General features: G+C 36.9%; 22 protein-coding genes. 14 read left to right on the forward strand and 8 right to left on the reverse strand.

What is annotated here, in order from left to right; all coding sequences use genetic code 11:
• Positions 1–17: 17 nt before the first annotated feature.
• The 4 genes from AC27VX_RS14740 to AC27VX_RS14755 all read left to right on the forward strand — a co-directional run bounded on the left by AC27VX_RS14740 (position 18) and on the right by AC27VX_RS14755 (position 3,804).
• A complete protein-coding gene (locus AC27VX_RS14740) occupies positions 18–578 on the forward strand; it encodes a helix-turn-helix domain-containing protein (protein ID WP_236854782.1) in 561 nt (186 codons plus the stop codon).
• Positions 579–1,014: 436 nt separating this feature from the next.
• A complete protein-coding gene (locus AC27VX_RS14745) occupies positions 1,015–1,284 on the forward strand; it encodes a heme oxygenase (RefSeq protein WP_236854780.1) in 270 nt (89 codons plus the stop codon).
• A 63-nt stretch (positions 1,285–1,347) separates the two neighbouring features.
• On the forward strand, positions 1,348–1,842 hold the full coding sequence (locus tag AC27VX_RS14750; RefSeq protein WP_236854778.1) for a CinA family protein: 495 nt from the start codon (positions 1,348–1,350) through the stop codon (positions 1,840–1,842).
• Between the two features lie 162 nt (positions 1,843–2,004).
• Positions 2,005–3,804, forward strand: coding sequence for a hypothetical protein (locus AC27VX_RS14755; RefSeq protein WP_236854776.1), 1,800 nt, complete (start codon positions 2,005–2,007; stop codon positions 3,802–3,804).
• A gap of 83 nt (positions 3,805–3,887) precedes the next feature.
• Here AC27VX_RS14755 and AC27VX_RS14760 read toward each other — a convergent pair whose 3' ends face one another.
• From AC27VX_RS14760 to AC27VX_RS14775, 4 genes are read right to left on the reverse strand one after another with little or no spacing between them, the layout of a single operon-like run.
• Positions 3,888–4,715, reverse strand: coding sequence for an SDR family oxidoreductase (locus AC27VX_RS14760; protein WP_488696361.1), 828 nt, complete (start codon positions 4,713–4,715; stop codon positions 3,888–3,890).
• Between the two features lie 28 nt (positions 4,716–4,743).
• Entirely contained in the window at positions 4,744–5,562 is an 819-nt protein-coding gene (locus AC27VX_RS14765) for an SDR family oxidoreductase (protein WP_488696363.1), read from the reverse strand.
• Positions 5,563–5,575: 13 nt separating this feature from the next.
• Entirely contained in the window at positions 5,576–6,394 is an 819-nt protein-coding gene (locus AC27VX_RS14770) for an SDR family oxidoreductase (protein ID WP_236854770.1), read from the reverse strand.
• Between the two features lie 15 nt (positions 6,395–6,409).
• On the reverse strand, positions 6,410–7,198 hold the full coding sequence (locus AC27VX_RS14775) for a helix-turn-helix domain-containing protein (protein ID WP_488696365.1): 789 nt from the start codon (positions 7,196–7,198) through the stop codon (positions 6,410–6,412).
• A 483-nt stretch (positions 7,199–7,681) separates the two neighbouring features.
• Here AC27VX_RS14775 and AC27VX_RS14780 point away from each other — a divergent pair, with 483 nt between their 5' ends.
• From AC27VX_RS14780 to AC27VX_RS14805, 6 genes are read left to right on the forward strand one after another with little or no spacing between them, the layout of a single operon-like run.
• Complete coding sequence (locus tag AC27VX_RS14780) at positions 7,682–9,154, forward strand: ATP-binding response regulator (RefSeq protein WP_236854768.1); 1,473 nt, start codon at positions 7,682–7,684, stop codon at positions 9,152–9,154.
• Positions 9,155–9,159: 5 nt separating this feature from the next.
• The gene (locus tag AC27VX_RS14785; RefSeq protein WP_488696367.1) at positions 9,160–12,768 is read left to right on the forward strand and encodes a response regulator; all 3,609 of its coding nucleotides are present in this window, start codon (positions 9,160–9,162) and stop codon (positions 12,766–12,768) included.
• Between the two features lie 15 nt (positions 12,769–12,783).
• Complete coding sequence (locus AC27VX_RS14790) at positions 12,784–13,149, forward strand: response regulator (protein WP_236854766.1); 366 nt, start codon at positions 12,784–12,786, stop codon at positions 13,147–13,149.
• Entirely contained in the window at positions 13,150–13,980 is an 831-nt protein-coding gene (locus tag AC27VX_RS14795) for a CheR family methyltransferase (protein ID WP_300691250.1), read from the forward strand.
• A gap of 10 nt (positions 13,981–13,990) precedes the next feature.
• Entirely contained in the window at positions 13,991–14,560 is a 570-nt protein-coding gene (locus AC27VX_RS14800; RefSeq protein ID WP_236854764.1) for a chemotaxis protein CheB, read from the forward strand.
• A 28-nt stretch (positions 14,561–14,588) separates the two neighbouring features.
• Positions 14,589–14,960: a response regulator gene (locus AC27VX_RS14805; protein ID WP_236854763.1), complete on the forward strand. Its 372-nt coding sequence runs from the start codon at positions 14,589–14,591 to the stop codon at positions 14,958–14,960.
• Between the two features lie 93 nt (positions 14,961–15,053).
• Here the strand turns inward: AC27VX_RS14805 and AC27VX_RS14810 are convergent, their stop codons facing one another.
• Positions 15,054–15,353 (reverse strand): hypothetical protein, encoded by a 300-nt coding sequence (locus AC27VX_RS14810; protein WP_300691254.1) that lies wholly within the window; start codon positions 15,351–15,353, stop codon positions 15,054–15,056.
• 176 nt (positions 15,354–15,529) lie between these two features.
• Here AC27VX_RS14810 and AC27VX_RS14815 point away from each other — a divergent pair, with 176 nt between their 5' ends.
• The 4 genes from AC27VX_RS14815 to AC27VX_RS14830 all read left to right on the forward strand — a co-directional run bounded on the left by AC27VX_RS14815 (position 15,530) and on the right by AC27VX_RS14830 (position 19,984).
• Positions 15,530–16,813 (forward strand): cryptochrome/photolyase family protein, encoded by a 1,284-nt coding sequence (locus tag AC27VX_RS14815; RefSeq protein WP_488696370.1) that lies wholly within the window; start codon positions 15,530–15,532, stop codon positions 16,811–16,813.
• Positions 16,814–16,856: 43 nt separating this feature from the next.
• Complete coding sequence (hemH, locus tag AC27VX_RS14820) at positions 16,857–17,885, forward strand: ferrochelatase (RefSeq protein ID WP_488696372.1); 1,029 nt, start codon at positions 16,857–16,859, stop codon at positions 17,883–17,885.
• Between the two features lie 93 nt (positions 17,886–17,978).
• Positions 17,979–18,656: a MarR family winged helix-turn-helix transcriptional regulator gene (locus tag AC27VX_RS14825; protein WP_300691264.1), complete on the forward strand. Its 678-nt coding sequence runs from the start codon at positions 17,979–17,981 to the stop codon at positions 18,654–18,656.
• 470 nt (positions 18,657–19,126) lie between these two features.
• Complete coding sequence (locus AC27VX_RS14830; protein ID WP_488696375.1) at positions 19,127–19,984, forward strand: YXWGXW repeat-containing protein; 858 nt, start codon at positions 19,127–19,129, stop codon at positions 19,982–19,984.
• 101 nt (positions 19,985–20,085) lie between these two features.
• Here the strand turns inward: AC27VX_RS14830 and AC27VX_RS14835 are convergent, their stop codons facing one another.
• The 3 genes from AC27VX_RS14835 to AC27VX_RS14845 all read right to left on the reverse strand — a co-directional run bounded on the left by AC27VX_RS14835 (position 20,086) and on the right by AC27VX_RS14845 (position 22,324).
• A complete protein-coding gene (locus tag AC27VX_RS14835; protein ID WP_488696377.1) occupies positions 20,086–20,478 on the reverse strand; it encodes a RidA family protein in 393 nt (130 codons plus the stop codon).
• A 79-nt stretch (positions 20,479–20,557) separates the two neighbouring features.
• Positions 20,558–21,250 (reverse strand): helix-turn-helix transcriptional regulator, encoded by a 693-nt coding sequence (locus tag AC27VX_RS14840; protein WP_236854756.1) that lies wholly within the window; start codon positions 21,248–21,250, stop codon positions 20,558–20,560.
• A gap of 267 nt (positions 21,251–21,517) precedes the next feature.
• Positions 21,518–22,324 carry an SDR family NAD(P)-dependent oxidoreductase gene (locus AC27VX_RS14845; protein WP_488696379.1) on the reverse strand — a complete coding sequence of 269 codons (807 nt, stop codon included), beginning with the start codon at positions 22,322–22,324 and terminating at the stop codon, positions 21,518–21,520.
• Positions 22,325–22,353: the final 29 nt, after the last annotated feature.

The following is a 22,353-nucleotide window of genomic DNA, read 5'->3' on the forward strand; positions in this document are numbered from 1 at the left end:
TATAAAATGTAAGGACGATGAAGTTGTATATAAAATATATGGTAAGCTTGCGCTGCAAAATGGTGGTCTCTCAGGAATTGGAAAGATTGGGCATTAAAAATGCAGTTGTAGATCTGGGTACGGTTGAATTATTGGATGATATCTGTCCTGAACAAAGGCGTATATTAAAAGAGAACCTCCTTAAAACCGGCCTTGAAATATTGGATGATAAAAAAAGTATTCTGATAGAGAAAATAAAAAATGTAGTCATAGAGATGATCCATTATTCTGATGCCCTTCCAAAGGAAAATTTTTCAGATTATGTAAGTGAGAAACTTGGTTATGATTATACTTATCTGGCCAATACGTTTTCTGAGGTTAAAGGGATGACTCTGCAGCATTTTATCATTATTAATAAAGTGGAGAAAGTAAAAGAACTATTACTATATGACGAGCTTAATCTTACAGAGATCTCTTATAAGCTAAACTATAGCAGTGTGGCTCATTTATCCAATCAATTTAAAAAAATAACAGGGCTTTCACCATCATTTTACAAACAGCTGAAACAAAAACGCTTTGGAAACTTAGAAGACTTGTAAAAAGGTGTGATATGTGTAAGATTAATATAAATAGATATAGCATATTGTATCCGGAAACAGCCACCTTTGTATTGAAGTAACCGTGTAAGATGAAGACCTGAAAATAAAATACAAAGGATACAGAATTACCAGACATAAACCATGGAAAGGTGATTAAATCCCTTAAAACCACTCAATTTTCATAAGGAGCTTATTAAAATCAGAAAAATAGGATACCCTATTGATAAGAAGATTTTAATTAACTAAGGGATAGAAACCAATGGTTTTCTGTCCTTTTTATCCATATTGTATTTGCGTGGATTGATTAGAGCAGATTTTTGGCAGAAAAAAGTATCGCTCCTGAAAGATGAATCTTTCTTTTAAGGATCATTTTTCGAACAATACAAAAGTATCTTGTAAAACAAAAGGCCTCACTGAGCACAGAATATCCGAAGTCATGAAAACAATACACCTTTTTCAGTTTAAAAATTCCTTTTCCCGCAATATTCCTTTTTTTAAAGAAGAATGCAGGTTAGACAATTTGAATGATTTAATGACCTATGACCTTATGAATACTGAAAAAGTAACCGAGTTTATTATTGATATTCATGATGATTTTATTTTTGAAGATACATCCAGACAAGATCTTTTAAAGATGTGCAAAAATGCTAAGGAAACGATTGAACATTATTTTGTAACGGATCTGAATGACTATGATGTTATTTGAAAACAAATTTTAAGAATGAAAAAAAGATTTTATAAAGTTGAATTCAGATAAAAAGTAAATGCCATGAAATTCCAGCAAAATTTACTTGAGTATATAAGTACTTCCCTTATTACAGTAAACGAAACGGTCTCTATAGCAGAAGGGGTAACTTCAGGATTAGTGCAGCTAGCTTTTTCTCAAATGCCTAATGCTGGTTTATTTTACAAAGGAGGGCTCACAACTTATACTCTACGTGAAAGAGTAAAATTCCTGAATGTTGATCGGATTGAAGCCTATGAAAATGATTGTGTCACACAGAATATATCAAATATAATGGCTGTAAATGTTGCTAAATCATTTGATACCGACTGGGGGATTGCATCTACAGGATATGCTATACCTGTTAGAAATTCAGGATTTAAAATTTTTTCTTTCTTTTCATTTAGCTACAAAGGAGAAGTTATACTTTCCAAACGTATTGATCTTCATCAGAAAACCCAGGCTTTGGATGCACAGCTGTATTATACGGAATTTATTTTAGGATGTTTTAAAAGTACCTTAAATCAGATATTAATCTAATAATAAATTTTGGCTGGTAATATATAGGATTAAACAATCTTAGTTGTGAACAATAATAAAAAAGTCTAGTAATTCTACTTTTCGTCTAAGTGTTTTTTAATTAAAACCTCTGTATTGGCTTATAAATTGATATTGTAAAGTCTATTGAAATTTTGATGACTAATGACTAGACCGATTGTAATTCTAATTTTCCTTTTAAGTAGTTTTTCCTCTATACATGCTCAGGAGAAAAAAGATTCACTTTATTATAAAATAGAAGAATTTTCGGATCAACGGAAAGTTACTAAGTTCATTCACCGTCTTATATTCCGTAGAGAGGCAGATTCGGCTACAGTTAAATCCAGAACTGAAAAATTACTGCAACAGACTTACAACAAAAAATACATCAGAAATATCAGGGTAGAGGCCATTGACCCCTTTGGATATGGTTCTAAAGATAGTAAAGAGAGATTGAAATGGTATGATTGGTTTACTGATCATCTTCATTCTACTACAAGAGTTTCTACGGTAAATAATTATTTACTTTTTAAGGAAGGGGAGGAATATAATGCTCAGAAACTTTACGAATCTGAACGTTTGCTCAGAACAATGCCATTTGTCAACAGAGTTAACATCAGTGTTGTTGACAGCCCTTCCGGTAAAGATTCTATTGATGTAGTAGTAAAAGTTCTTGACTCCTGGAGTCTAAAACCGAGGCTCAGTTATTCCGGAAGTAAAATTGGTCTTGGAGTTACCGAGGAAAATGTATTGGGGTTAGGCCATACATTGGATTTCCTTTATAGAAATGATTCTAAAGAAAAGCAGGATTATCTTTTAGGAAGCTATACCACATATAATCTTTTTGGATCGTATATCACGGCTCAGATTCTTGGGGAAAGAGATTTTTTTAAAAATGAAAGAATTAATTTCAATATGAGAAGAGACTTTTTCTCACCCTTGACGAAATGGGCAGGTGGTTTTACTTTCGAATATTTTAAACGCAGTGTTTTACTTCCTATTGGTCCCGATAATACTTATCCTGAAGTTCAAATTAAAGTATACAGTCAGGATTTATGGGGTGGATATCAAATTCCGGTTTCTTCGGCTCCAAGCGAAAAAGTCTCCAGTAATATTGCCATTCTGGGAAGGTTTCAAAATTATCAGTACAAAGACAGCCCCGGAATTGACAAATATGATTACTTTAAATCTTACAACAGTTTTCTGATGTCTGTCGGATTTATTAACAGAAAGTTTTCGGTGCAGAAAAATATATTTCAATATGACCTTCCTGAGGATATTGCTTATGGTAAGTCGTTGAATTTTACAGCGGGAGGTTTATCAAGAAGTAAAGACGTAAAACCCTACGTAGGAGTTTCTGCATCCTATGGTGATTTCACAAACATAGGCTATTTCAATGTGAAAGCTCAATTTGGAAGGTTTTTTAATGAAGATGACCAGAATCGTGAGTCTTTTCGCCTGGATGGTACTTATTTTACGAATCTTATGGACTGGAAGTTTGCCAAAGTAAGGCATTTCTTTTCCCCGACTTTAGCATTAGGAAATCCACAGCATAATTATTCCTACAAAGACAGAATTAATCTTTCTTCTCCAGATGAATTTCCTGTTTATAATTCAGATTATATTGGAACAAAAAAAATGGTTTTAAGATATCAGCTTCAGATGTTTATCAATAAAACATGGAAAAATTTCCACTTCAGCCCATATCTGACAGCAGCCGTAGGATGGCTGGGGATGCCAGCCGATAAATTACTGAAAACAACAGCAAATACGAAAATAGGAATTGGAGTTTTAATTAATAATCCATATCTGGTTTTCAACAGGATTCAGATTTCTTTCACCTATTATCCGCGTGTTCCTTTTGACAATAATTCTGTTTTTGATTTTAACAGTAACAGAAATAATCTTTTACCAATGGATAATTTTGGGACAGATGTTCCTCATTTTGTAAACTTTGGAAATTAATAGCGATCTCTTAAATCTACCGGCCAAAACGATGATTTTGTTGGTGCATTTAAGAGATCAATATTTGTTTTTAAATAAATATATTAGTTTTCAAGCACAAACGTGCTTCTCAGGACATCCATGTATTGCTCATCAGTTCCCCCGTTTCTGATGTCGATCAGCGGTTGCAGATCAGAACCTACCACATAACGCAACACATTGCTTTCGTCATTCGCAGCTTTGAAAATGGTTGCTGCCACATCCGCCGCCGTAGAGCCACCCCCACTGTAGATCCCTTTAAATACCTCATCCATCTTTTTCAGATAATCCGAATAATCGGTTAATGCTTCGTCAGCTGCAAAATTCGATTTGGTGGTTTGTTCAAAGTTAGTAGCAATATTCCCAGGTTCAATGATTTTAACTTGAATATTCTGAGAGGCTAATTCAAACGACAGCGATTCGCAGAAGCCTTCTAAGGCAAATTTAGATGCCGCATAAATAGAGACCAGGGGAACCGTTACGCGGCCGACACCGGAAGTAATAGTAATGATGCTGCCGTTTTTCTGCGCCCGGAAATGGGGTAGTAAAGCCCGGGTAATTTCCATGGTTCCAAAAAGATTGACTGAAAACTGACGGTGAATTTGCTCCGAAGTGGTGGCTTCAAAAAGACCGTGCTGTCCGTAACCGGCGTTATTTAATAATACATCAATCTTACCGAAATGGGCAATAGCTTTTTCTATAACTTCATTAAAAGTTTCCGGCTTTTCCACATCCAGTTTCAAAACAAGCATGCGTTCGCTGTTTTTTAAAATATCCTGCTTTTCAGGACTACGCATAGTAGCAATTACATTCCATCCCTGCGCTTCAAAATACTGCGCTGTTGCCTGTCCTATTCCAGAGGATGTTCCTGTGATAAAAATGGTTTTATTCATTGTGTTAAATTTTTAATTGTAGGGTTAATTATGAAAAGATATTCCTCATAAATCTCATATATTCTTCTTCAGAACTAGATGTTCGCATATCAATAATGGGCTGGATATCCTTCCCGGAAACATAACGTAATGTCTGTGTCCCATCTGTGGCTGCTTCAAAAATTGTTGCTGCAATATCATCCGGTACCGAACTGGAAGCTGAAGTATTTTTACGAACAATGTCCATTCTGGAGTTCAGATGTTGAATATAATCGTTATATGCTGAATGACTGACTGTGCTTTCTTCTAAAGTATGGTGGAAATTAGATGCAGTACTGCCTGGTTCAATAATTTTCACCGTAATATTTTGCGATGCCAGTTCGTATGCCAGTGATTCTGAAAAACCTTCCAAAGCAAATTTGCTGGCATTGTACAGCGACATCAGAGGTACTGAAAAACGACCACTGCCTGAAGTGACATTAATAATCATTCCCTCACCCTGAGTTCTGAAGATGGGGAGGATTGATTTTGTAACGTTTATGGTTCCAAAAACATTGACTTCAAATTGATTTCTTATCTGTTTATCAGATAACGATTCAAAGATTCCATATTGTGCATATCCTGCGTTGTTGAGCAATACATCGATCTTACCAAATTTCTCAGTTCCGATAGTGAAAGCATTTTCAATACTCTCCATTTCAGTAACATCCAATGGAAGAATTAAAATGTTTTTTACTGGTGCTAAATCTTCAGCATCTCTGATATTTCGCATAGTAGCAATTACATTCCATCCCTTTTCAGCAAAAAATAAAGCAGTTGCTTTGCCAATACCACTTGAAGCTCCGGTTATTAAAATACTTTTAGGCATCGCTTTTTAGTATTTATGAATTAAACAATTGTCGCATATGTCGTGCAAACGTTAAGTCATCCATCGACGTACGGTCGTTGATCCAGCTTTTTGCATCCTCACCAACGATGTAACGGAACTGATCTGAATTGTCTGTTGCAGCCTTGAAGATCTCATCCGCTACTTCTTCAGCACTTGACATCATATCGCCCATTTGTCCTAATTTGTTTAATGCTGCCTCGCTGAATACATCGTAACTTGTCAATTCTGGATTTGTGGCAAAAAGCTGGGCTGAAGTTTCGTGAAATGGTGTTGCTACACCACCTGGTTCAACCAGTTTCAGGCTGATGTTTTGAGAAGCCAGTTCATAAGATAATGCTTCTGAAAAACCTTCCAGTGCAAACTTTGAAGAAACATACATTGAAATCAGTGGAATACCAATCCTGCCCCCTGCAGAACTTACATTAATGATCTTCCCCTCTTTTTGAGCTCTGAAATGCGGCAATACAGCACGGATTACATTCATTGTTCCGAAAACATTGACACTGAATTGTTTTTCAATTTGTTCAGGTTTTAAGGCTTCGAATATTCCGTATTGTCCGAAAGCTGCATTGTTGACCAGTAAATCAATTTTTCCAAAACGGTCTGTCGCCTCCTGAATACTATTTTCGATAGAAGATACATCTTCCAGATCCAAGCGGTTTACCAGCACATTTTCCAATTGATTAAGTTCTTTTTCAGCCTCAGGAGTACGCATTGTTGCTACTACATTCCATCCATTTTTAGAAAATAGAAGGGCTGCGGCTCTCCCTATTCCTGTGGAAGAGCCCGTAATTAAAACGGTCTTGTTCATATGTTATATTTTAAATTATAGGTGCGAAGGACTTACGCCGAAGTGGTTCTTGAAGGCATACGAAAAATGCGATAGAGTTTCGAAACCAACTTCAAGGTAGACATCCTTTGCTTTCATTTTTTTTTGTTCTAGTAAATAATGGGCTTCCTCCAGACGTTTTTGCTGTAACCATTTGTTGGGAGAGGTATGGTAGAGTTTTTCAAAATCACGTTTAAAGGTGGCCAGACTTCTCCCTGTTAGAAAAGCAAGCCTTGACAAGGGCACATTGAAACGGAAATTGGTGTTCATAAAAGCCTCGAGATTGATTTTTCCCGGCATACCAAAATGAAATAGGACATTTTTAAACTCATTATTATTACGAAGCAGTAAATGAATCATTTCCGTTTTTTTGACAGTGGAAAGTTCGGGACTTATTTTATTTCCAAACCAGCTTTCAAGCCCTTCGAAGAAAGACTGGATCAATTCATCCTGCTCCAGCTTAAACAGACTTTCTTTCGGGGTTTTGTCAGAAGCTATTTCATACTGTTCTGCAAAATTTTTTAAAAGATTTTCATCCAGAATAATAGATGTCGCTTCAAAATTCTCTTCCCGATGCGGGTATTTAACAAAGCGGATCAAAGCATTTTTCCGGTACAATACCACATCACCTTTTTGGTACAAATGTTTGGTATTACCATCGTAGGCTTCCATTTCGCCTGAAACAATGAATGAAATGCCATGTTCAGTGATGAACTGCTCGCCGGCTTTACTGCTTTTTGTATAACAATGGCGCTGAATACCATGTAAATCTTCCTGCTTTTTCATTGTTGTTTGTTTTAGTTTTCCCACCAATAAGTCATTTGTAACTGATTATTGAAGTCTGCCAATGCGATTCTTTTTTAAGGTTTAAATCAGCATCGGGCATATTTGATTGTTTTCATCCCCTTTGCTCAACACAAAAGTAACACATAAATAAAATAATTGGTTTCCTTAGAAGCTCAATTTAAGTTTCCTGAGGGGCTCAAAAAAGATAAAAAATTATCTTAAAGTTTAAGAAATCCTTTTTTGTTTACCGGTTAGGTCCTCAATACTTATATTCATCAAATCAGCTGTTTGGTAATAAAGGTTAGTGTTATTCGGAAACAATAATGACAGCCGAGTATATATTCAGAGTATACCATTAGAGTTTTTGTTATAAAAAAGAGTGTTAATTAAATAGTCATAATCTTTTAAAATTACTGTTTTTTGAAATATTGTGAGTATTTTTGAACCTAAAGTAAGTATAATTAATTATTGATTTTGACTTCTATGATTTTAATTGTTGATGACAACCAAAGTAACCTTTACTCATTACAAAAATTACTTCAGTCTAAGGATTTTCAAGTAGACACAGCAGGTTCTGGTGAGGAGGCCCTTGGTAAAGCGCTGAAGAATGACTATGCCTTAATTATTTTGGATGTTCAAATGCCTGATATGGATGGTTTTGAAGTTGCCGAAACCCTTGCGGATTACAGTAAAACAAAAGAAGTTCCCATTATATTCTTATCCGCTGTCAATACAGACAAAAAATTTATCACACGCGGTTATGCTTCTGGAGCTAAAGATTATGTAACAAAGCCTGTCGATTCTGAGATCCTTTTGCTTAAAGTTAAAACGTTTTACAACCTTCAGGAAAAGAATGTGGCAATGAAAAAGACACAGCAGAATCTTGAATTGGAGGTAAAAGGAAGACGTGAGCTGCAGGTGACGATGAAATCCCAGATTGATCATTTTCATCTGATGCTGGAATCTCTTCCTCAGATTGCATTTACCGTTAATGAAAAAGGAATTGTAGATTTTGTAAACGGTAAATGGTATCATTATTCCGATTCTGAGCAGATTTTTCCTGAAACCCATTCTGATGATCCCGATATCGGAGAAGAATTTGAAAGAGCAAGAAAAAGAGGAAAGGCTTTAGAACTGGAGATCAGAATTAAAAGTATCGGTTCGGAAGATTACCGTTATCATTTGCTTCGCGTAACCCCGGTATTTGATGATGGACATATCAAAAATTGGGTCGGTACTTTCACAGATATCGATGGCCAGAAGAAGGCCGAAAAAGAGAAAGATGAATTTTTAAGTATCGCAAGCCATGAACTGAAAACTCCTTTAACCAGTATTAAAGCCTATGTTCAGTTATTAGACCGGAAATTAAAATTAGATAAGGAGAGCGCTGAGGCTGGTTTTGTGACAAAAGTTCAGGACCAGATCGAAAAACTCAATACTTTGATTACTGATCTGCTGGATGTTTCCAAAATAGAAAACGGTAAATTAAAAATTAATAAAAAACCCGTTAATCTTGAAAAAGTGATCAGCAATGCAATAGATACAATTCTCCAGACTCATGAAAATACAGTCCGAATTGAGCGACATGGCAATAAACCTGATATATTGATTCCAATGGATGAAATCCGTATAGAGCAGGTGCTGATTAATTTTCTGACAAATGCCATCAAATATTCTCCCCACAACAATCAGGTTATCGTTACCACTTTTGTGGATGAGGAAGCTCAGGAAGTGAGAATAAATGTGACCGATTTTGGAATAGGGATTCCAGATTTTAAACAGGATGCGGTGTTCAAGAAATTTTATCGTGTAGAAGAGTCTTCACTGCAGTTTCAGGGAATGGGTATCGGGTTATTTATTTGCTCTGAAATTATCAAGCAGCACCATGGCAGCGTAGGTGTTTCCAGCATCCTGAATGAAGGATCTACCTTTTATTTCACTTTACCCCTAAACTAATTTTTATGCCGAAAAAAATTATACGAAATCTTCAGTTTGGAGTAGGTCTTTCGCTTTTGATTTTAATAGCCAGTTCAGTGGCTTCCTACTGGAGTATTCAAAATCAGATGAGTCACAGAGAGAGCCTGTCAAAAAGCCGGCGTTCAGTGACTGCTGTTAAAGATGTTTTAGTAGCACTGTTAGATGCAGAAACGGGGAACAGAGGTTATCAGCTGACCGGAAGGGAAGAGTTTCTTGAGCCTTACAAAAGGGGTTTGAGAGAATATCCAAAGGCATTGATACAGGCAGAATCACTAGACTTACAGGATAAAAATCAGCTGGCAAGACTTACCAGTCTGAAACATAGCGTTGATCAGGTGATAACTAATCTGAAGGAGCTTGTTGATAACAGACGAAGAGGAAGTGTAATGACTCATCAGCAAATTATAATCGGTAAAGCCTATATGGACCAGTGCCGGAAAATTGTAGCTGATTTCGTTAGATACGAGGAAAGTCAGCTTGACATTAAAAATAAAGACCTTAACCGTTCGTCCGATACTACGGTTTTATTTATTCTCTTTTCTGCCATAGCAGCAGTAGTAGTGACAATCTTTTTTTACATTAAAATGAGAGCAGACCTTATCAGAAGAGATAAGCTGGAGAGAATGCTGAAGCAAAAAGATCAGGAAACGTCAAGAAGAGTAAGTGCTATCCAGAAAATTGCCAATAGGGTAGCTAATGGTGATTATAGTGAAAAGGCAGTAGACAATTCAGAGGATGATCTGGGAGATCTGGTGGGTTCTCTCAATAACATGACCGAATCTCTTAAAATTTCTTTTGATAAAATAAATAAAAGCGATTGGCGCCAGAAAGGGCTTGCTTTGCTGAATGAATCCCTGGTAGGGAACAAGTCTGTGGAGGAAGTGTCTAAAAAAGCACTGCACCAGCTGATTGACTACGGAAAATGTATCAATGGCTCCCTTTATCTTTATGACGAAGGAGTTTTGAAACTGAATAAAGCTTTCGGTTTGGAAGGCAATATGAAAAAGACCTTTGAACCGGGAGAGGGAATGGTAGGACAGGCTTTTTTAAATGCCAAAACACAGGTCTACAACAATCTTCATGAAGAAGATTTTGTGGTTACTTTCGCAAGCAGTACCATTAAAATATACGGAATCCTTTTGATTCCGGTTTTTGCAGACGGACACCCGATTGGAGTTCTGGAATTAGGATCTACCTCTAACTTTGATGAAGACAGGGTGAGCTACTTCTCAGAATGCAGCATTAACATAGGAATTGCATTGAGTGCAGCTAAAGGAAGAGAAAAAGAACAGCAGTTACTGGAAGAAACACAGGCTCAATCTGAAGAACTGCAGGTTCAGCACTCCGAACTTGAAAATCTGAATACTGAATTGGAAGCCCAGACTCAGAAGCTTCAGGCTTCGGAAGAAGAACTGAAAGTACAGCAGGAAGAATTGATGCAGGCCAATGCAGAACTTGAAGAACGTTCAAGATTATTGGAAGAAAAAAATCATCTGATTGCTGAACGGAACAATGAAATTCAAAAAAAGGTTGAAGAACTTGCCTTAAGCACAAAATATAAGTCTGAGTTCCTTGCAAATATGTCTCATGAACTTCGTACTCCGCTGAACTCTATCCTTCTTCTGTCCAGATTGATGGCTGAGAATCCGGATGAAAATCTCAACGATGATCAGGTTGAATCTGCAAAAGTAATTCAGAGTTCAGGAACAAGTCTGCTAACACTGATTGATGAAATTCTGGATTTGGCAAAAATAGAATCCGGTAAAATGACTCTTGAATATCAGGATGTTGTGATAGAAGAAGTTGTAAAAGATTTAAAGAGCCTTTTTAATCCTGTATTTCAGGAAAAAGCCCTTCAGTTTAATATTGACATTGATTCTGATATACAGGAGGTTATTGAAAGTGACCGCCTGAGAATTGATCAGGTATTGAGAAACTTACTGTCTAATGCTTTAAAGTTTACCAAAGAAGGAAGCATTGGCTTATCCATTAAAAAACACTCGGAGAAACCGGATTTCATTATATTCTCTGTAAAAGATACAGGAGTGGGAATTGCTAAAGATAAACAGAGGATTATATTTGAGGCATTTCAGCAGGCAGACGGTTCTACCAAAAGAAAATTCGGAGGAACAGGTTTGGGCTTGTCTATAAGCCGTGAAATTGCAAAACTTCTCGGTGGAGAACTTGTTTTGAAAAGTGAAGTTAATGAAGGCAGCGAATTTAGTTTTATAATTCCTGTTCATGCTGTTGCTGAAGCTCCTCAGAGTGAAACAGATCAGGATCTGGTAGAAATCATCCGTGAGGACGTTGAGGAAATTAAAAGCATTCTGGATGATGCAGAAGCTGACACATTCCGCCCGAATACTTTGGAGATTCCGGAAGAAGTAGCAGATGACAGAGATCATATCAATGAAGGAGATAAAGTTATCCTGATTATAGAAGATGATACCAATTTCGCAAAAGCCCTTCTTAAATACGCCCATATGCAGAAGTATAAGGGAATTGTTGTGGTGAGAGGAGACCATGGTCTTTCCGCTGCTCAGAAATACCATCCGCATGCTATATTGCTTGATGTGCAGCTTCCTGTGAAGGATGGCTGGGAGGTAATGGATGAACTTAAATCTAATCCTGCAACAAGGAATATTCCGGTTCATATGATGTCTGTACTGCATCTTAAAAAGGAAAGCCTCATGAAAGGTGCTGTGGATTTTATCAATAAACCCGTAGCTCTGGATAAAATGACTGATGTTTTCAGTAAAATTGAAGAAGCTTTAAAAAAAGGGCCTCAGAAAGTTCTTATCGTTGAGGAGAATGCCAAACATGCGAGTGCGTTGTCCTATTTCCTGAGCAATTTTAATATCTCCCTTTCCGTAGAGCATAATGTAGAAGACAGTGTAAAAGCACTTACTTCAGACCATGTTGACTGTGTTATTCTGGATATTGGAAATCTGAAAGGAGACGAATACCATGTTATAGAATCCATAAAAAGCAATGAAGGGCTGGAAAATCTTCCTATCATTATCTTTACAGAGCAGAATTTATCAAAAGAAGAAGAACTGAAAATAAAGCAGTATGCAGATTCTATAGTGGTAAAAACGGCCCATTCTTATCAGAGAATTTTAGATGAGGTAGGTTTATTCTTACATTTGGTGGAGGAAAAAAACAATTTCCTTGAAAATAATACCAGTAGGGTGCTAGGCTCTCTGACAGAGGTATTAAGTGGAAAAAAAGTTCTGATCACGGATGATGATGTGCGTAACATCTTTTCTTTAACCAAAGCGTTGGAAAAATACAAAGTGGAGGTGATTGTAGCGATGGATGGGAAACACTCTCTTCAGCAGCTTAAGCAAAACCCGGATATAGATGTCATTTTGATGGATATGATGATGCCTGAGATGGATGGTTATGAAACCATTAAAGAAATCAGGAAAATGCAGGAATTCAAAAGGCTGCCAATTATAGCCATTACGGCAAAATCAATGATTGGAGAACGTGAAAAATGCATCACAGCAGGAGCTTCTGATTATATCTCAAAACCTGTGGATATTGATCAGCTGCTATCACTGCTTCGCGTTTGGTTATATGAAAGTTAAACAGATAAAATTCTGATGAATAAGAAAATCTTAATTGTGGATGATGATCCACGTAATATATTTGCACTGAAACTGACTTTAAAGTCTCGCGGATATCTGATAGAGAGCTGTACAATGGCTCAGGAAGCTATAGAAATGCTGAAGTCCGGTCATCAGTTTTCAGTGATCCTGATGGATATGATGATGCCGGGAATGGATGGTTATGAAGCTATCAGAATTATAAAAAATACTCCGGAAATCGCAGATGTTCCCGTAATTGCAGTGACCGCACAGGCCATGCCGGAAGACCGTCAGAAATGTATTGAAGCCGGAGCTATAGACTATGTTTCGAAACCGATTGACGTAGATCTGTTGATAAAAGCTATTGAAAAACTCTCATAAATGCTGGAACCGAGTATCATTAAAGATGAAGAAATAGAGTACCTGATCAACGATGTTTATGAGATGTACGGTTATGATTTTTCAGGATACAGCCGTGCTTCTTTTAAGCGGAGAGTAAACCGTATCTGCTTGCTAGACAGATTTACCAGCTTTGCAGAACTTAGATATACCATCATCAATGACCAGGAATATTTGAAGCGTTTTGTAGAAGAAGTTACGGTGAATGTCACGGAGATGTTCAGAGATCCGGTTTTTTTTAAAACTTTAAGAGAAAAAATACTGCCTCAGCTAGGTACCTATCCGTTAATCAGAATCTGGATTGCAGGCTGTTCAACAGGAGAGGAAATCTACTCTGTTGCTATCCTGCTGAAAGAAGCAGGTCTTTATCATAAATCACTGATTTATGGGACAGATTTGAATCCCTCCGTTCTGGAAACCGCCAGAGCAGGAGTCTTTCCTTTACAGCAGATGAAACTCTATTCTGAAAATTATATTCAGTCTGGAGGGAAAAAGGATTTTTCTGATTACTATACTGCCAATTATGACAGTGTGAGATTTGATAAAAGCTTGCAGGAAAAGCTTATCCTGTCAACCCATAATCTTGTATCAGACAGTTCTTTTAACAGTTTTCAGCTGATCATCTGCCGTAACGTTTTAATCTACTTTGACCGCGAACTTCAGGAAAGAGTTTTCAGCCTCTTCGATAATAGTCTGGAAAATTTAGGTTTTCTGGCTTTAGGAGCTAAAGAAACCCTTAAGTTTTCTACCATTGATAAAAACTATCATCAGGTTGAAGATCAGAAAATCTGGAAAAAGCTGGATCACCATTAAACCGTTCCCCATGAAAACACAAAAGGATACAGAACTAATTATTATAGGAGGCTCAGCAGGAAGCTTGCAGGTGATCATTGAGATGGTTAAAAATTTAGATGACACCCTAAATATTCCCGTTTTGCTGGTTGTTCATAGGAAGGCACATGCCACTAATATTCTTCAGACTTTATTGCAGCAGTTTACATCACTGCCTGTGATTGAAGTTGAAGATAAAACCGAACTTCAGGATGGCAGTATCTATATTGTTCCGGCAGACTACCATCTGCTGTTTGAGAATAAGAAAAATATGTCGCTGGACAGTTCAGAAAAGATGAATTATTCCCGTCCTTCTATTGATGTAACCTTTAAATCTGCTGCCGAAATTTATGGCGAAAAGCTGATCGGTATATTATTGTCCGGAGCCAATGCAGATGGAGTGGAGGGCCTGGCTTACATCAAGAAAAATAATGGCCTGGTTTGGATTCAGGATCCCGTAACGGCGGAGGTGGATTATATGCCCAGACATGCAGTTGAAGAAATTAATTATGATTTAATCATTAAACCTAGTAATTTAGCAAATCTTATAAATCAATTATAACATATCTCAATATAATAATCCAACTAATATGAGTAAAAAGAAAATTTTAATTTTTGATGATGATAAAGCTATTTTAGAAGTAGTCACGATAATCTTTGAAGAGAACGGATATGAAGTTAAAATTTCGGAAACATCACACGATATTCTGGAAAGAGTAGCAGATTATCAGCCGGATGTTATTTTAATGGACAACTGGATCCCCAAAATTGGTGGAGTGGAAGCTACAAAACTTCTTAAAAGCAACGAGGAATTTAAACACATTCCGGTCATCTATGTAACCGCAAATAATGATATTGTTGCACTGGCTGCTGAAGCTCAGGCAGACGATTATGTTTCAAAACCTTTTAATCTGGAGGATCTGGAAGATATGGTTGCCAAGCATATGAAAGAGAATGTATAGTAATACTGAAGATATCTGACTGATCATTAAAGCATATAAAAGGCTGTCTCAAAAACTTATTGGGGCAGCTTTTTATTTTATAAAATTCCTACTTTATTGGTGTTCTCTGAAAGACTCCAATGCTTTTGTCATCTGAGCTCTTCTTAAAATACCTGAATTTATCTTATGAATTAAAGCCTGTAACAAAAAATATAACGGTGAATTAATTCTGATAAAATCCGAAAACGTCTTGACCAGAATTTGTTTTTTTGAGACTATATTTTCTGTAATAATATACTCATTGCTGAAATTCATACTGATATCCAATTCATCTTTTACAATCAGGCTGAAGTACTCATCAATAATTTCCTTATCCCTTGCCAGTTGTAAAATGTCGGGTTCTGTATCATCCATGATAATGATTTTAATTCCTTTTATAATTTTTACAAATTTTGTACCGAAATTAAAATAAAATTAAGCTTATTAATAAACTTAATTTTATTTTAATTGGTATATTTGTAATCTAAATTAAAGTTTGTTTTTAAGATGATGCCCATCATTTTTTGAAAAAGGAATCGTAAAAAGTACAGATGAACGAGATAAATATTTTTTGGTTTAGAAGAGATTTAAGATTAGAAGATAATATTGGACTTTACCAAGCACTGCAATCAGGTTTGAAAGTGATGCCTATATTTATTTTTGATACCGGAATTCTGCGCCAGCTTCATAACAAATATGACAGAAGGGTAGACTATATTCACCAGGCACTTCAGCAGCTTCACGATGAATTGCAGAAATACGGCAGCGGACTTCATATTTTTTACGGAGAGGTGGAAGAGATTTTTGAAAAAGTGGTCGCTAAATTCAATATTAATACTGTTTTTTGTAACAGAGATTATGAGCCTCAGGCTATAAAAAGAGATCAGACCGTTGCACGATTACTTTCGAAACATACCATTCAGTTTAAAGAGTTTAAAGATCAGGTGATCTTTGAGAAAGATGAAATTGTAAAAAGTGACCATTCCCCTTATACGGTGTTTACGCCCTATTCCAGGAAATGGAAGGAAAACATGACCGCTGTTAAAAGTGTTAGGATTGATACGAGCCATTTTGTGGAGTTTCATGAAGGTTCAGAAATTATAACGCTTGCGGAAATTGGATTTGAAAAAACCGATCTTGAATTTAAAAAGCCGGAACTGGATTCGAAAATTATCGCCGATTACCAGAAATACAGAGATTTTCCGGCGCTGAATCACACTACCCATCTGGGTATTGCGCTTCGTTTTGGAACGATTTCCGTAAGAAAATGTGTCAAATATGCTGCTGAGCATAATGAAATATGGCTAAATGAGCTGATATGGCGGGAATTTTTTATGCAGATCCTCTTTCATTTTCCATCAGTTGTTACCCATTGTTTTAAAAAGAAATATGAAAATATTAACTGGCGAAATGATGAAGATGAATTTAAGGCATGGTGTGAAGGCAGAACAGGATATCCGATTGTAGATGCAGGGATGAGAGAACTCAATGAAACAGGGTTTATGCACAACAGGGTAAGAATGATCACTGCAAGCTTCCTTACCAAACACCTTCTTATCGACTGGCGGTGGGGAGAAGCCTATTTTGCGGAAAAGCTGCTGGATTATGATCTTTCAGCCAACAACGGAAACTGGCAGTGGGCTGCAGGATGCGGGTGTGATGCGGCCCCTTATTTCAGGATATTCAATCCCTATGAGCAGACCAAAAAGTTTGATAAAGACTTAAAATACATTAAAAAATGGCTTCCGGAAAACTACCGCGAAGAGCCGGTTGTGGATCATAAAAATGCCAGAGAACGTGCATTAAAAGTATATAAAGAAGGACTGGCAGATTAACCGTCAGTAAAAAATAAAACATTGACTAATAAAATAAGGAACATTGGCTAAAAAAGGAATATTATTAATCAATCTTGGTTCTCCAAGATCAACTGCTGTGAATGATGTAAAGGAATATCTGGATGAGTTCCTTATGGATGAAAAGGTAATTGACTATCGCTGGATTTTCCGGGCTCTTTTAGTTCAGGGAATCATTTTAAAAACCAGACCGCAAAAATCTGCTGAGGCTTATAAGACCGTCTGGACAGATGAAGGCTCTCCCCTGATTGTTATTACCAAAAAAATCAGGCAAAAACTTCAAAAGCTCGTCGATGTACCTGTGGAAATCGGAATGAGATATGCAGAACCCAGCATCGAAACAGGAATCAGAAATCTTGTTGAAAAAGGGGTTTCAGAGATCGTTCTTTTCCCTCTGTATCCTCAGTATGCAATGAGTACAACCGAAACCGTTATTGAAAAAGCCGAAGAGGTAAGAAAGAAGAAATTTCCGGAAGTAAACATCAATTATATACAGCCTTTCTATCATCGTGATATTTATACCGATTGCCTGGCAGAAAGTATCAGAGAAAAGCTTCCTGAAAAATTTGATGCTTTGATGTTTTCTTATCACGGAGTTCCGGAGCGGCATATTTATAAAACAGACCCTACTAAAACCTGTAATATGAACGATTGCTGTTCCAGAGAAACCAACCCGAGCCATCCGTTTTGTTACCGTCATCAGTGCTTTAGTACTACCGAACGTGTGATCAAAAAACTTGGACTTCCAAAAGATAAAGTAATTGTTTCTTTTCAGTCCAGACTGGGAAAAGATAAATGGATGGAACCTTATACGGATCATACTTTGGAAACTATTCCTGCTAAAGGAGTTAAAAAACTGGCTGTAGTATGTCCTGCTTTTGTTTCCGATTGCCTTGAGACCCTGGAAGAAATATCTGTAGAAGGAAAACATCAGTTTTTAGAATCAGGAGGTGAGAACTTTAATTATATACCATGCCTGAATGATGAGGACCGCTGGATTGAGGTGATCCGTACTTTATGTGAAGAAAAATTAAATCAGTTCTATCTGATATAAGTATTTTTAACGAACGTAAAGACCCATTGAAAGTGATTTATACATCAAAGGTAAAAATGTGAAAAAGGTATATTTGTAAAATATTTAATTGACATGAATTATACGCTTGTTAAAGACTTTATGACGCTGCTGGAAGAGTTTGAGGCAGAAGCCTGTACCCATCCTGATACTTATGCTTTAGATATTCAGGGCTTTAAAACATGGATATCTGACCGGGAAAATGCAGAAGGACAAGATAACCAGGATGAGCCATACTGGGAAGGTAAGGAGAATGGCAGAACAGCAGAAAGTGCGATCAATACATTACTTGTTCACCTCAACCGGTATGCAAAGACCTATTCAAAATCTGCGATCTCCAATTCTGAGTTTTCTACTCAGGAAGATTTTATCTATCTGATCAACCTTAAAGCTTTCGGCCAGATGACCAAGATGGAGCTTATCAAGAAAAACATTCATGATAAACCTGTCGGAATGCTGATCATTGCCCGGCTGCTGCGCCTGGGCTGGATAGAACAGAGTGAATCTGATGTGGATAAACGGAGTAAACTGATCTGTATTTCAGAAGCAGGATTGCTGGCATTGGAAAGGCAGATGGAAAAAATTCGCCAGGCAACTAATATTGTGGCTGGAAACCTTTCCTATAGCGAAAAAATGAATCTTATCCATATCCTTAATAAGCTGGATAGGTTTCATTATCCTATTTTCTCAAGAAATATAAACTCAGATGACCTTATAGCAACAGTATATGAAGAGTATTCACCGGGGAAATAAGTAACCCGGTTTCCAATTTATTATTCCTTAATTCGCACCTGGATTAAGGAATGTTTTTTTATAAAAGAAGTCGGAAATTAAATGTGTCCAACGATTAATTTATTTCTCCTAAAACGAAAAAATGTCTAGTTTAAATGTATATTATTGCGTAAATTGCATAGTATAAACGCCGCGATGTCAATATTTTACATATTGTCAGTTTCATTGAGCTTTATTTAATATGATTGACCTGTTATTTTTTCATTATATCTGTTTGATATAATTTGATTGGAGATAGAATGTTATTTAGTAAAAAAAGAAAACCGACAACTGTATTTCTTGATTTATTAAAGATATAATTATTGATCAGAATAATTAAGAGCTAGACCAGCACACGCTTGTAACTTTTATAGTTTTTCAAACTTTTTTGGATCGGTATAGCCTCACAGAGGCACGGTCTATTTTACTCATCAAACCTTAAATCTCTTTTTATGAAAAAAATCAAATTTCCCTTTCATGAGGACTTATTTCTGATGGAAGGAATTACAGCATCCAATAGTAAAAATCTGTTTACTGTAAACTTATACACTGCACTGAAGAAATTGATAATGGTTTCTTTAATTGCTCTGTTTGCAAATGTTTCTGTGTTTGCACAGAATACCGGATATATGGATGATCAGTCTTCTATTACGGTAAGAGCAGAAACTGCACCACCGCCGCTTCCTGATTACGTTCAGCCTCCATGTCCCGGAGACGGTTACCTGTGGACCCCCGGATATTGGAACTGGGCTACGAATGGGTATTATTGGGTTCCGGGAGTTTGGGTATTACCTCCTGCCATTAATCTATTATGGACTCCCGGATATTGGGGGTTCTATGACAGTTTCTACGGATGGCATCCCGGATATTGGGGACCACGTGTAGGATATTATGGAGGAATCAATTATGGGTTTGGGTACTTTGGAAATGGATTTTATGGCGGAAGATGGGATGGCGGACGTTTTATGTACAATACTTCAGTGTGGAGGGTCAACAAAAATATACATAATACCTACATCGAGAAGGTTAATATCAACAATAAAAACCGTATGAGCTTTAATGGAGGTAAAGGAGTATCCTACCGTCCTAATAAAGATGAAATGGATGGTATGCGCAACAACCGTATTGAAGCGAGTAAAGAACAGATGGATCACGAAATGAAAATGAGGGACAATATGGGGCAGTTTCATAATAATTCCGGCCCTATGATTCATAGTATGGATCATCCGGGAGGTCAGGGATTTGATAGAGGAGGGCGGGAAATGAGGATGGGAGGAATGAACAGAGGAGAAGGAAGAGGAAGAAGATAACCAATTCCCTAAGCGTAATAAAAAATAGAAAGCCGCCCTGCTGTTAAAGTTGGGGCGGCTTTTCAGGTTTTAATAAACAATTCTGAGATAGGTGAAGATGATTATCTTACCACTGTAGCTTCCAGTTCTACCGTGAGCGTTGCAAAAAGTTCTTTTACCTCAAGTAAAGTTGTCGCTTGCTGAATGCCGTGTTTTTGGATAAATGGCACATATACGTCCATGCAGCTTGTAAAAAACTCCTGTGTTGAGGTAGTATAAACATTCAGTCTTACTATATTCTTACAGTCGTAGCCTGCTTCGCTTATAAGTTGTTCAAGATTTTGAATAGTTTGGATCAGCTGCGAGCGCATATCTGCATTACTTGGTATACCATTAGCGTCTATCGCTACCTGCCCGGAACAGTAAAGAGTCCCTGTTACATTTTTTACCTCAACGGCTTGTGCTGAATTTGTGTTTTTACCCCATTCCCAAGGATTGAAAATCTGTTTTTCCATTTTTTTGACTATTAATGTATTATTGATAATGCAAAGCTAGAATAGGCCGGTGACAGCCTTATGTCAGGGGTATGAAAAATCAGTAATTTTTATCAAAATACTCTTGCAGGGTCATTTTATGAGGCTCGAATTTCTCCTCAAGAATTTCCATGTTCTTAATCCTGTCAAGCCGGAAATACCTGAATTCCATACGAAGCCGGCACCAGGCAATAAGCAGCCAGTTTTCTGTAGTACTGATAAGGGCAAACGGTTCAAGCATTCTGATTGTCATTTTGTTTTGTCCGTTAGTATATTTTATTTTGATCAGCTGAAAGTTAGTCAGTGCATTCTGCAGCTGTGAAATAGTACTGCTGCTTCTTTCTCTGTTTATATTCTGCTCAAAACGCGTGCGGTCTGCAAGCAAATTGGCTTTGTCTTTTTCCGACTGTCTTAGTACTGCTTTTATTTTATCAACAGCTTCAGTGTAATCCTTAATGAAAGAAGTATCCTTATTCTTCAGTACCAGCTGTTCAGCAAGAATTAATGCATTGGCTTGGTTTTCAGTAAACATAACTGGTGGAATCCTATATCCTTCCATCAGAGTATATCCTTTTCCTTCTTCTGTAAGAATGGGAACTCCTGCCTGTTCCAACGCTCTGATATCCCTGTAAATTGTTCTAACGCTCACATCAAATTTTTCAGCAAGGCCCGGGGCTGTCAGAAGTCGTTTCGTCTGCAATTGTATTAAAATTGCTGTCAGTCTTGAAAGCCGTTTAGTGTCGTTTTCATTCATTATTAATTCTGTTGGTGGAAAAGGGAAGGTGAGTGGTCGTCTATATATCCTCCAAAACCGGAGATTTCTTTTCTAAAGATGAACACCTATGTTTTGAATTCCAAATTTACAAAATCTATTGTTTGTTTGGTAATGCCCTTCCTATATCAGCAAGGTAAATGATCATCAGTTTTTATTAATGTCTTAAAAGTTTTTGTCAAAATGGATTACAAATAAGCTTTGTCCTGAACAGAACAAAGCTTATTTACAATGATATTTTCCGGAAAATTATCCGTGGGCTTCTACTGAAACCTCATTCCATTCTTCCCATACTTTTAAACGCTGTTCATAATTTTGTTTTACAAATGGAAGCGCAACTTTCCCAAGTAATAAACGTAAAGGTGGATTTTCTGTTTCGGCTAGTTTTATGATTGCAGGTGCTGTAGCTTCTACTTCTCCGAAAGAGTTTTCAGATTTTGCAAATGCCTTTTTAAGTTCATCATAAGCAGGGTTGCTTTGGGTATTGATTCCTGTATGCCAGATATTGGAAGCATAACCATTAGGCTCTACCAAAGTAACATGAATGCCGAATTCTTTCACTTCTGTTGCCAGTGTTTCACTTAGCCCCTCAATGGCAAATTTTGATGCATTATAAAGCCCCATTGTCGGCAAAGTTGCCAATCCTAAAATAGAAGAAACCTGAATAATATGCCCACTTTTCTGATTTCTCATAATAGGAAGAACCGCTTGTGTAAGCCACAGTGTTCCAAAGAAATTGGTTTCAAACTGAGCTCTGGCTTCCTGTTCGTTTGTTTCTTCAACAGCACCGGTTAAAGCATAGCCGGCATTATTGATCAGGATGTCAATTGATTTGAAATGGTCATGTACTTTCTGAACAACAGATAAGGACTCTTCTCTCTTATCAACATCCAATGTTAGGGGCAATACAGAATCTCCGTATTTTTCTTTTAAATCATTAAGTGTTTCTACATTTCTGGCTGTAGCTGCCACGTTGTATCCTTTTGCTAAAAATGCTTCTGCCCAGGCTTTTCCAAATCCTTTTGATGCTCCTGTAATTAAAACTGTTTTTGACATTGTTTTTTGGTTTTTAAATTATTGTGATT

The organism is Chryseobacterium sp. 14P4.3.2, assembly GCF_057799275.1.